The 12,102-nt window shown below is 73.0% G+C and carries 4 protein-coding genes and 1 pseudogene; 2 read left to right on the top strand and 3 right to left on the bottom strand.

All coding sequences use genetic code 11. The annotated features are described in order from the left end of the window. Nucleotides 1-11: 11 nt before the first annotated feature. A pseudogene (locus ACWC9T_RS22285) lies at nucleotides 12-173 on the top strand (saccharopine dehydrogenase); the annotation flags it as partial. A 347-nt stretch (nucleotides 174-520) separates the two neighbouring features. Here ACWC9T_RS22285 and ACWC9T_RS22280 read toward each other — a convergent pair. Continuing rightward, nucleotides 521-1,705 carry a cytochrome P450 family protein gene (locus tag ACWC9T_RS22280; RefSeq protein ID WP_449822790.1) on the bottom strand — a complete coding sequence of 395 codons (1,185 nt, stop codon included), beginning with the start codon at nucleotides 1,703-1,705 and terminating at the stop codon, nucleotides 521-523. A 384-nt stretch (nucleotides 1,706-2,089) separates the two neighbouring features. On the opposite strand from ACWC9T_RS22280, the gene ACWC9T_RS22275 reads away from it, so the two are divergent. Beyond that, the gene (locus tag ACWC9T_RS22275) at nucleotides 2,090-3,412 is read left to right on the top strand and encodes a choice-of-anchor A family protein (protein ID WP_449822789.1); all 1,323 of its coding nucleotides are present in this window, start codon (nucleotides 2,090-2,092) and stop codon (nucleotides 3,410-3,412) included. Between the two features lie 281 nt (nucleotides 3,413-3,693). Here ACWC9T_RS22275 and ACWC9T_RS22270 read toward each other — a convergent pair whose 3' ends face one another. Both ACWC9T_RS22270 and ACWC9T_RS22265 read right to left on the bottom strand, forming a co-directional pair. Further along, entirely contained in the window at nucleotides 3,694-4,938 is a 1,245-nt protein-coding gene (locus ACWC9T_RS22270; RefSeq protein ID WP_449822788.1) for an MFS transporter, read from the bottom strand. Then, nucleotides 4,935-12,074 carry an amino acid adenylation domain-containing protein gene (locus ACWC9T_RS22265; protein ID WP_449822787.1) on the bottom strand — a complete coding sequence of 2,380 codons (7,140 nt, stop codon included), beginning with the start codon at nucleotides 12,072-12,074 and terminating at the stop codon, nucleotides 4,935-4,937. The genes ACWC9T_RS22270 and ACWC9T_RS22265 overlap by 4 nt, the downstream gene beginning before the upstream one ends. Nucleotides 12,075-12,102: the final 28 nt, after the last annotated feature.

The raw sequence follows: 12,102 nt of genomic DNA, 5'->3' as shown, positions 1-12,102 counted from the left end.
GAGGCAGGGCCATGGGACGGACGGTCGCGGTGTTCGGGGCGTACGGGCACACCGGGCGGTTCGTGGTGGCGGAGCTGCGGGAGCGGGGCTTCCACCCGGTACTGGTCGGCCGGGACGTCGGCAAGGTGGCGGCGCTGGCGGCCGAGCACCCCGGCAGCGAGGCGCGGCCGGCCTGCCGCCCGCTCCCGCCGCCGCGGGCACACCGCCCCGTAGACCCGCGCCTCGTGTCCGAGCGTCCAGGAACGGAGCGCAGGCGGCCGGGTCCCGGGGAAGAGGGGGGTGTTCCGCGGGACCCGGCCGGTGGGAGGCCAGCAGCGCCGAGCCGCGGCGCGGCTGCTCTGCTCGGCGGCCCGGTGGTGCTGTGGTGGGGCCGCCGTGGCGGGAATGCTAGACCCGCTGATCGGTCAATGGCCAGGGATTTGACCTGCAATCTTTCGGCCGCGAACATGCCATCTGCCGACCAGGTGATCGTTTGCCGGACAGGCCTTGGTTGGTTCCTGCTCCACCAGTGGCGTGCCTGTCACACCTGGAACCGCACCGGCAGGCTCGTCAGCCCCCTCAGCATGGTGCTCGGCCGCCACACGAGGTCTGCCGGGTCGGCGTCGAGAGCGAGATGGGGGCGACGCTCCATCAGGACGCGGAGAGCGATGGCGGCTTCGACCCGGGCGAGGGGGGCTCCGAGGCAGTGGTGGATGCCGTGGCCGAACGCGAGGTGGCTGCCTGGCTTGCGGTAGATGTCGAACCGGTCCGGGTCGGGGAAGTGGCGCGGGTCGCGCGAGGCTGCGGCCAGGGAGACGAGGACGCTGTCACCTGCCGGGATGGTGGTGTCACCGATCTGTACCGGTTCGGTGGCGAAGCGGAAGGCCGCGGACTCCACCGGACCGTCGTAACGGAGAGTCTCCTCGATCGCGCTGTCGATGAGGGCGGGATCGGCGCGCAGGGCGGTGAGCTGCTCGGGGTGGGCGAGCAGGGAGAGGACCGTACCCGAGATGAGGTTCACGGTGGTCTCGTGGCCCGCGACGAGAAGGAGGAAGGCCATCCCGAGCAGTTCCTCGGCAGAGAGCCCGTCGGCAGGCGGGGTGACGAGCGCGCTGAGCAGGTCCCGGCGCGGGCTGGCCCGGCGTTCCTCGATGAGAGCTGTGAGGTGGCCGGTCATGGCGCCGACCGCCGCGCCGGCGGCCTCCGGGGAGCTGGGCGCGACCAGCTCGGTGGACCAGGCGTGGAAGCTGCCGCGGTCCGCCGCCGGTACGCCGAGCAGTTCGCAGATGACGGTCATCGGCAGCGGCAGCGCATAAGAGGCGACAAGGTCGACGGAACCTGCGCCGGACAGCGCGTCGAGCAGTCTGTCGGCGATCTCCTGTATGCGGGGGCGAAGCGCCCGGATCCGGCCGGCCGTGAACTCCCCCGCGACCAGCCCGCGCAGCCGGGTGTGCTGAGGTGCGTCACTCTGAAGCATGTTGACCCCGAGGGCGTGGCCGCCGTCGTCGGCCCATGAGGAGGAGTACCGGATGTCGTTGCTCAGCCGGGGATCGGTGAGAGCAGCGCGGGCCTCGTCACGGGCGACGACCAGCCACGCCTCGCCGGATCCCGGGACGAGTACCCGGTGAACCGGCCCTTTCTCGCGGAGCGCTGCGTAGACGGGGTACGGGTCGACGGTGACGTCAAGACCCGAGGGAGACAGTTCCTGAAGCGTCGGAGCGGGCATGCGCTTTTCCCCCTTGAAAAACGGGGAGTACTCCCCGGAGATGGTCCGACCCTACCAAACCGGGGACGTTCCCCCACTTTGCCTGGCTGTGTCGCGGCGAAGCAGCACCTCGGGGATGCAGCCCGACTGGCGTTCCGGGCGGTGGGCCGGGCGTGACTTCCGGGAAAGCGGGGATCGCGCACACCGGCTGACACGACTCCAGCCAGATGCCTATTCGGAGGAAAACGACCGGGATTAAGGAAGGACTAAGGAACGGTTATTGTTCGCCGCCCCTCCTGGCTGGGTCTTGACTATTCACCAGTTCGGTCGGAAGAGTGCAGATTGGCCCCATACTTTTTCGGGCTGCTCCCACTCCTCAACCGCACATAAGCGGAGATCCTGCACATGCGCATATTCACTTCCGCCGCCGCGCTCGCGGTCGGCGGCTCGCTCGTACTGGCCGGCCTCCTCGCGCCGGCCGCCCAGGCCGTCGGTGCCGATCAGGAGTGCCACGGCCTCGGGGTCGCCAACCTCTACGGCGAGTTCATCGAGGGCGACGACACCCACACCCCCGACGCCGAGGGTGCCGTCGCGGTCGGCGGCAACGCCGACTTCACCGGCGGCTTCTCCGTCGGCCAGGAGCTTGCTGCCGCCGAGGTCGAGTCGCTGCCCGGCAGGAACGCGCTGGTGGTGGCCGGCCGGATCACCGGACAGAACACCCAGGTGACGAAGGGCAACGGCGTCTACGGCTCCAAGGCCGACGGCGCCGTCGTCCAGGCCCACGCCGGCACCATCACCCAGGGCGCCTCGCCGATCGACTTCAAGGCCGAGTTCGCCAAGCTGCGCGCCGCCTCGACCGTGCTGGCCGCCGCGCCGCGCACCGCCGGCACCAGCGTCGTGGCCGACACCGGCAAGCTGACGCTGGCCGGCACCGACGCGAAGTTCAACAGCTTCACCATCGACGCGGCCACGCTCCAGGGCGCCAAGGACGTCTTCCTCAGGGTGCCGGCCGGCGCGGTGACCGTGGTCAACGTGACCGGGGGCTCGTACGACATGGCGGCGGCCGGCACCACCAGCTTCCACCTGTGGGACGAGGGCAAGTCGGCCTTCGTCCTGGACGACAAGCTCCAGAGCGCGGCGGGCGGGGCGATCCGGGCCAAGCTGCTCTGGAACTTCCCGACCGCGACCAAGGTGGTCAAGAACAGCCAGGCCGCTTGGGCCGGCACCGTGCTCGCGCCGAACGCCGCTTTCGACCTCGGCAGCGGCGGCCCGGTCAACGGCTCGGTGATCGCGGCCTCGCTGACCGGCAAGGGCAGCGCGGAGACGCACCACTACCCGTTCACCGGCTGCCTGCCGGACACTGTCGTCCCGACGCCGACCGGTACGTCGACCGTGCCGCCGGTGGTGCCGACCGGCACCCCGACGGGTCCGGTGACGACGAGTTCCCCGACCAGTCCGTCCGGTACCCCGAGTGTTCCGGCCACCGGCAAGCCGAGCACGAGTGCGAGTGCGAGTGCGTCGCCGAGTCCGTCGTCGTCCTCTTCCTCCGCCGCGACGGCCGCGCCGTCCGCCTCGGCCAGCCCGTCGGCGCAGTCGAGCACGGACGGCAGCCTGGCACACACCGGTTCCGGCCCGGTGATGCCGTTGGCGATCGGCGGCGCCGTGGTGCTCGCGGCCGGTGGCGGGATCGTGGTGGCCGCCCGGCGGAAGGCGGCCAGGAAGGCCTGAGCGGCCGAATCGGCCCGAAAAGCCCAAATGTTCGTCGGCTGATTGCCGAGGCGCCCCCGGTGATCGAATCCGATGACCGGGGGCGTCGTTCTGCGCCCGAGGTGACAAAGTTCATTCAGGTTTGCCGAATGCACATTCTTCGAGGTGGCGGCTGTGATGGACTGGTCAAGCATCCGGAAACGGACCGACAGGCGAAATCCGGCTCTCCTGCTTGACGTGTGGCTCAGGCTGTTGGGCCGGTCGGACCCTGGTCCGTGGGCCGGAGGGCGCCTCGCTCCACCTCACGGCACCGGCAGCTCCCGTCGGGTGCGCAGGGGGCCCGTGAGAAGGAGCAGGGCGCAGAGCGCGTTGCCCGTGTACAGGAGCCACAGGGCGCCCCGGTCGCCGAGGACGGTGCCCAGGGTTCCACCGAGGAGGCTGCCGATCGGAATCGTCCCGTACATCACGAAGCGGATGCTGGAGCTGACCCTGCCGAGCATGTCCGGGGGGCAGTAGGCCTGGCGGAAGCTCACGATGATCACGTTTCCGGCGACGACCCCGGTCATCAGGCAGAAGTCTCCGACCAGGAAGGCCAGCAGGCCCGTGCCGTCCGTGGTGAGCGGGATCAGCAGTCCGAACGGGCCGCTGCAGAAGGCGCAGAGGATGACCGCTCGGGCGGTGCCGAACCGGCGGGCCAGGCGGGGCGAGATCACTGCGCCCAGGACGCCGCCGAGGCCGGTCAGGGCGATCAGGACGCCGATGACGCCGCCGCCGGCGCCGACCGTTCGGCTGAGGAAGACGATCGCCAGGCACTGGGCACCGGCCAGGAACAGGTTCATCGCCGCGTCGCACGCCAGGATCGTCCGCAGGAACGGGTCCCGGGCGAGGAACACGATGCCCTCCCGGATCTCGGCGGCCAGGGACCGGTCGGCTCCCGCCCGCTCCGCGCGGCCGGGCGGGCTCTCGCGGGCGCGGATCCGGGTGAGGAGCACGGCCGAGATCAGGAAGCTCAGGCCGTCGGCGAGGAAACCCAGGGCCGCGTCCGCCGTCTGGGCCAGCACGCCGCCCGCCCCCGGGGCCGCGACCTCGGCGGCGGACTCGCTGGTCTGCAGCTTGGCGTTGCCGTCCGCCAGTTCCTCCTGCGGCAGGAGGGCGGGGATGTACGCACTGTAGGCCGCACGGAAGAACACGTCGGCGGTGCCGGACAGGAGGGCGACGAGAAGGAGTTGACCGGTCGTGAGGAGGCCCAGCCAGTCCGCCGCCGTCAGGGAGAGCATCAGCACCGCCGACACCGTGTTGCACACGATCATCACCGGTCGGCGTCTCGTCCGGTCGGTCCAGGCTCCTACGGGCAGGCCGAGCAGAAGCCACGGCACCCAGGCCGCGGCGCCCAGCAGGCCCATGGTGAAGGAGCCGGCGTCCAGTGTGTTCACCGCGATCAACGGCAGGAGCACGCGGGTGGTCGCACTGCCGAACTGGCTGACGGACTCGCCGGCCCACAGGAGGCGGAAGTCGCGCCGGCGCAGGGCGCCGGACATCGTGCTCATCGGCGGACCACGCCCTCGCACAGGAGCGCGGCGATCTGCGAGGCCGGTTTCGCGGCCATCATCTCGCCGTGCGTGCACGGTGCCTCGTGGTGGTCGACGCGGCCCGAGATGTAGGGCTGCCAGGTCCCGGGCCCCGGTGCGTCGGCCTCGTGCGCGGCGCCGACGAGCGTGAGGTCGCCCCGGAAGACGCCCGGACGGTGGGCCGTGGCCAGCGTGTCGTGATGGACGTACGCCTCCCCCAGCGCGGCGATGGTCCCCTCGTCGAAGGCCGCCAGCGGGCCGTCCGCCGTCCGGGCCGCGCGGACGAGGTCGGCGAGGGTCATCGGGGCGAACCTCGTTGCGCAGGACGGCTCCTGTGCCGGGTAGCCGAGCGAGTCCAGCAGGTCCCGCAGGGGGTCCGCCGCGGCCGTCCCGGTCTGTGGCTGCGTCTCGGTGGCCGGGTAGCCGTCCAGGAGCACGAGGTGCGCCACGTCCTCGCCGTCCGCCTGGAGCCGCACCGCCACCGCGTGGGCGACCAGCGCGCCGAACGACCAGCCCAGGAGGTGGTAGGGGCCGCTCGGCTGGACCGTGCGGATCAGGGTGGTGTAGTCGTCGGCCATCTCCGCGACGCTCGCGGGCCGCGCCCCCGGCTCGCCGAGACCACGGGCCTGCAGCGCGTGCACGGGCCGGTCCGGGTCGAGGTGGTCGAGGAGGGCCCGGTACACCCAGCCGGTGCCGGCGCCCGGGTGGACGCAGAACAGGGCGGGCTCGCCGTCGGCGCCGGACCGCAGGGTGACCAGGGGGGCGAGCGCGTCGTCCGTACCGCCGGGCTCCGTGCTCGGTACGCGGGCGGCGAGGCCCGCGACGGTGGGGGCCGCGAAGAGGTCCTGGACACCCAGGTCCTCGCCGAGGGCCTCTCGGACACGGGACATCAGCCGAGCGGCCAGCAGGGAATGGCCGCCGAGGTCGAAGAAGCCGTCGTCGGCGCCGACGGAGTCGTGGGGCAGGCCCAGCGCTTCGGCGAACAGGCCCGCGAGGACCTCCTCCCGCCGGGTCAGGGGTGCCCGTCGCACCACTCCCGCCGTGTGGGCCGGATCCGGTGCGGGCAGCGCCGTCCGGTCGAGCTTGTCGTTGGGCGTGCGCGGGAACGCGTCGAGCACGACGACCGCGGACGGGACCATGTGGGCCGGCAGGGCCCCGGCCACGTGGGCGCGCAGCGCGGAGGGCTCCACCGCGGCACCGTCCTGGCCCGGGACCACGTACCCGACCAGCCGCTTGCCGCCGCCCGGACCGTCGGACCGTAGGGTCACGGCGGCCTGGGCGATGCCCGGGGCTGCTGCGAGCACCGCCTCGACCTCACCGAGTTCGACGCGGAAACCACGGATCTTCACCTGGTCGTCGGTGCGGCCGAGGTACTCCAGCCGCCCTTCACGGTCCCAGCGCACCAGGTCGCCCGTGCGGTACATCCGGGCGCCCTCCTCGAACGGGCACGCCACGAACCGCTGGGCCGTCAGCCCCGGCCTGCGGTGGTAGCCCCGCGCCAGCCCGGCCCCCGCGAGGTACAGCTCGCCCCGCACGCCCGGCGCCACCGGGCGAAGCGCCGCGTCGAGGACGTACGCGCGGGTGTTGGCGACGGGGCCGCCCACCAGGGGGTGTTCGCTGCGGGCGGTGTCCCACCACAGGGCGTCGACCGTGCACTCGGTGGGGCCGTAGAGGTTGTGGCAGAGCATTCCCGGCGTGGCGCGCAGGCGGCTCCAGAGCTGTTCGTCGGCTGCTTCGCCGCCGATGAGCAGCATGCGGGGCGGGGCGTCGAGCAGGCCTTCCGCCACCAGTTGGGCGGCGTGGGTGGGGGTCACGTCGACGACGTCGAGTGCTGCGTCGCCGATGTGCCGGACGAAGGCTGCGGCGTCGCGTCGGACGTCGTCGCCGATGAGGTGCAGTTCGTGCCCGGCGACCATCCACATCAGGGCGTCCCAGGAGGCGTCGAACGACAGAGAGGCGGTGAGTGCCACGCGCAACTTCCCTGTGTCGTCGGCTCGTTCGGCGACTGGGATGGTGTGGGTGCGATGGAAGGCATGGAGGTTGCGCAGGGCCGCGTGGTCGACGACGACGCCCTTGGGGCGGCCGGTGGAACCGGAGGTGTACACCAGGTACGCGGCGTCGGCGGGACGGGGCGCGCGGGCGGGGCTCTCGCAGGGCTCGGCCGCGGTCGCGTTCTGGTCGTCGGTGAGGAGGAGGGGGATGTGCGGGACCGCGTCCAGCGGGAGCCGGTGGGTGGTTTCGCGGTCGGTGACGAGGAGCGCCGGGGCGCAGTCCGTCAGGATGTGGGCGATCCGCTCGGCGGGGTGGTCCGTGTCGACGAACACGAACGCCGCGCCCGCCCTGAGGACGGCCAGCAGGGCGCACACGGCTGCGGGCGAGCGGGGCAGGGCGAGCGCGACCACCTGCTCGGGGCCCGCGCCGGCCCGTGCGAGGCGGTGGGCCAGGCGGTTCGACCGGGCGTCGAGGTCGGCGAAGGTGATCTTCGTGGCGCCGTGCACGAGGGCGGTGGCCCGCGGGGTGCGGGCGCACTGGGCCTCGAACAGTTCGGGGAGGGTGGCGGGCGGCACCGGCAGCGCGGTGTCGTTCCACTCCGTCAGCAGGCGCTGCAGGCCGGCCCGCGTCAGGGGGTCGGCCGCGCCGACGGGCCGGTCGGGTTGCGCCGCGAGCAGGCGGAGCACCCGCTCCAGGGCGGCGGCGATGTCCTGGGCCGTGGCGTGGTCGAACAGTTCGGCCGCGTACTCCAGGAAGCCGCCGATCCCGGCGGGGGCGCCGTCGGCGGCGCGGCGTTCCTGGACGTCGACGGTCAGGTCGAACTGCGCGACGTCGAAGCGGAAGGGTTCGCTGCGGACGTCGAGTCCGGCGAGTTCGAGCGCGGCGTCGGCACCGTCCTGCACCTGGAGCAGGATCTGGAAGAGGGGGTGGCGGGCGAGGGAGCGTTCGGGGTTGAGCGCCTCGACGACCCGCTCGAAGGGGACGTCCTGGTTCTCGTACGCGGCGAGATCGGCCTCGCGTACGCGGTGGAGGAGTTCGCCGAACGTGGGATCGCCGGAGACGTCGGTGCGCAGGACCAGGGTGTTGACGAAGAAGCCGACCAGGTCGTCCAGTGCCTCGTCCGGGCGGCCGGCGACCGGAGTGCCGATCGGAATGTCGGTGCCCGCACCGAGGCGGGACAGGAGGACGGCCAGGCCCGCCTGGAACACCATGAACAGGGTGCAGCCGTGTTCCCGGGCCAGGCCCAGCAGGCGGGCGTGGAGGTCGGCGTCCAGTTCCACCGGCACCGAGCCCCCCGCGAAGGTCGCCGTCGCCGGACGGGGCCGGTCGTAGGGCAGGGCGAGTTCCGCCGGTGATGCGGTCAGCTCCTCGCGCCAGAAGGCGAGCTGGCGTGAGATCAGGCTTTCCCGGTCGTCCTCCTCGCCCAGAACCTGCCGCTGCCACAGGGTGTAGTCCGCGTACTGCACCGGAAGCGGCGCCCAGTCGGGGCCGTGTCCCTCGGTCCGGGCCCGGTAGGCGTCGGCCACGTCGCGGAAGAGCGGCCCCCAGGACCAGCCGTCGAGTGCGATGTGGTGGACCACCAGCACCAGCACCCACTCGTCCGCGCCGACGGCCAGGAGCGCCGCGCGCACGGGCGGGCGCGCGGCCAGGTCGAAGGGACGGGCCACCAGGGCGTCGAGGGCCTCGGCGGTGCCCTCGGGGCCGCACGGCACGACGTCGAGGGGCACCGCGACGTCGGCCGGCAGCACCTGCTGGTAGGGCTCGCCGTCCTGTTCCGGGAACACCGTCCGCAGTCCTTCGTGGCGGGCGATGACGTCGGCGAGGGCCCAGGACAGCGCGTCGGTGTCCAGCCGGCCGCGCAGCCGCAGGGCGAACGGGCAGTGGTAGCCGGTGCCCTGGCCCGCGCGGCTCAGGAACCACAGGCGGCGCTGGGCGGGCGACAGGGGCAGGGTGTCCGGGCGGTCCGGGGCCGGGGTCAGGGCCGGGCGGGCGTGGCCCGGGCCGTCGAGGTCACCGAGGCGGGCGGCGAGCCCGGCCACGGTGGGGTGCTGGAAGAGGTCCCGGATACCGAGGTCGCCGCCGAGGGTCGCACGGATGCGGGAGAGCAGGCGGGTGGCCAGCAGGGAGTGTCCGCCGAGGTCGAAGAAGCCGTCGTCGGCGCCGATGGCGGACAGGCCGAGCACCTGCGCGAAGAGTTCCGCGAGGATCTCCTCGCGGGGGCCGCGCGGCGCCCGGGAGGAGGTCTGCGCGGTGAAGTCCGGTGCGGGCAGCGCGGCGCGGTCCAGCTTCCCGTTGCGGTTCATCGGGAGCGTCTCCAGGGCCACGACGGCCGAGGGGACCAGGTGGTCGGGCAGGCCGGCGGCGAGCCGCTTGCGCAGGGCGCCGGCCTCCACGGTGCGGCCCGCGGCCGCGGTCACGTACGCCACCAGGCGCTTGCCGCCGGGGCCCGTGTCCCGGGCGATCACCGCGGCCTGGGCCACCTCGGGGCAGCCGCGCAGCGCGGCCTCCACCTCGCCGGGTTCGATCCGGAAGCCCCGGATCTTGACCTGGTCGTCCGCGCGTCCCAGGTATTCGAGGCGGCCCTCGCGGTCCCAGCGGACCAGGTCACCCGTACGGTACATGCGGCCGCCGGCCTCGAAGGGGCAGGCGACGAAGCGCCCCGCGGTGAGCGAGGGGCGGTTGAGGTAGCCGCGGGCCAGGCTCGGGCCGGCCAGGTACAGCTCGCCGGGTACGCCGGGGGCGACGGGGCGCAGCCGGTCGTCGAGCACGTAGGCGCGGGTGTTGGCGATCGGGCGTCCCACCAGCGGCTGCTCGCTGTGGGCCGCATCCCACCACAGGGTGTCGACGCTGCACTCGGTGGGGCCGTAGAGGTTGTGGCACAGCATCCCGTCGGCCTCGCGGACCCGGGTCCACAGGGCTGCGCCCGCCGCTTCGCCGCCCAGCAGCAGCACCTGGGGTCGGTGCGCGGGGTCGTCCAGCAGTCCCTCCTCGACCAGTTGCTCGGCGTAGGTCGGGGTGACGTCGAGGGCGTCGATGCCTGAGCGGGCGATGTGCCGGACCAGGGCGGCGGCGTCGCGGCGGGTGTCGTCGTCGATCAGGTGGAGTTCGTGGCCCGCGACCATCCAGAGCAGGCCCTCCCAGGAGGTGTCGAAGGAGAGCGCGGCGGTGAGTGCCATGCGCATCCTGCGGCCGTTGCCGATCTCCTGCGCGCGGGAGATGACGCCGGCTCGGTGGAAGGCGTACAGGTTGCGCAGTCCGGCGTGGTCGATCACCACGCCCTTGGGTTCGCCGGTGGATCCGGAGGTGTGGATGACGTAGGCGGCGCTGTGGGGGTGGAACTCGCGACCGAGGGGTGTGTCCGGGAAGTGGCCGGGGGCGTCGGCGAGGACGTGGGCGGCGCCGGTGTCGGGGAGGGTCGCCGTGGTGGCGAGGTCCGTGACGACGGTGGTCGTGGTGCGCAGCAGGCGGGCGATGCGCTCGGGCGGGTAGTCGGTGTCGACCGGGACGAAAGCGGCGCCGGCCTTGAGCACGGCGAGGAGTGCGATCACCGAGACGGCGGAGCGGGGCAGGGCCAGGGCGACGAGGTGCTCGGGGCCGACCCCGTGGTCGGCGAGGCGGTGCGCCAGGGTGTTGGCGCGTGCGTCGAGTTCGGCGAAGCTCAGGGCCGTGTCCTGGAAGACCAGGGCGGTTGCGTCGGGGGTGCGGGCGGCCTGCGCCTCGAACAGCTCCGGGAGGGTCTGCGGCGGGACGGGGACCGCGGTGTCGTTCCAGTGGATCAGGACCTTCTCGCGCTGTTCGGCGGAGAGGGGGTCGACGTGGGAGAGCGGCACGCCGGGGTCGGCGGCCAGGCGCTCCAGTGCGCGGGCGATGCCGGCCGCCAGGTCCGTGGCCGTCTCGCGGTCGAAGAGGTCCGTCGCGTACTCCAGTGCTCCGGTGGCCCCGGCCGGGGTGCCGTCGCTGCCCGTCCGCTCGTGGAAGTCCACCGTCAGGTCGAACTTGGCGATGTCCCAGCCGACCGGTTGCTCGGCGCAGCGCGTGCCGGGCAGGGTGAACGCCGGGCCGTGTCCGCTCTCCAGCGTCATCATCACCTGGAAGAGCGGGTGGCGGGCGAGGGAGCGTTCGGGGTTGACGGCACCGACGACCCGCTCGAAGGGGACGTCCTGGTTCTCGTAGGCGGCGAGGTCGGCCTCGCGTACGCGGTGGAGGAGTTCGGTGAAGGTGGGGTCGCCGGATATGTCGGTGCGCAGCACGAGGGTGTTGACGAAGAAGCCGACGAGGTCGTCGAGTGCCTCGTCCGAGCGGCCCGCGACCACGGTGCCGACGGGGATGTCGGTGCCCGCGCCGAGGCGGGACAGGAGGACGGCCAGGCCCGCCTGGAGCACCATGAACAGGGTGCAGCCGCTTTCCCGGGCCAGGTCGAGCAGCCGGGCGTGGAGGTCGGCGGGCAGGGTGACGGGGACCGAGCCGCCGGTGAAGCTCGCCACGGCCGGGCGGGGGCGGTCGTGGGGCAGCGCGAGCTCTTCCGGGGATCCGGCCAACTCCTGCTTCCAGAAGTCAAGTTGGCCGGCGATCAGGCTGTCGGGGGCGTCCTCCTCCCCCAGGACCTGCCGCTGCCACAGCGTGTAGTCGGTGTACTGCACCGGCAGCGGTTCGAAGTCGGGCGCCCGGCCCTCGCGCCGGGCCGCGTAAGCGGCCGTCAGGTCGCCCAGCAGCGGCCCCCACGACCAGCCGTCCGTGGCGATGTGGTGCACCACCAGCAGCAGCACCCACTGGTCCCCGCCCAGCTCGAACAGCTCCGCTCGAAGCGGGAGTTCGGTGGTGAGGTCGAAAACGTGCCCGGCCTCCCGGGCGAGGGCGGGCGCGAGGCCGGCCTCCGTGGTCCGGGTGACCGTGAGGTGCGGGAGGCGGTCGGAGACCTGCTGTACCGGCTCTCCCTCCACCTCGGGGAACACGGTGCGCAGCGTGTCGTGCCGGGCGGCGAGATCGCCGAGGGCCGCGCCGAGGGCGGCCACGTCGAGCGGGCCGTGCAGGCGGGTGGCCAGCGGGCAGTTGTACGCCGAGCCGGTCTCGCCCATCTGGTTGAGGAACCACAGCCGCCGCTGGGCGAACGAAACGGGAAACACGGGACCTCCTGGTCGTGCGGGGGTTGCG

It is taken from the genome of Kitasatospora sp. NPDC001159 (assembly GCF_053598235.1).
This window is presented reverse-complemented; position numbering and strand designations above follow the sequence as displayed.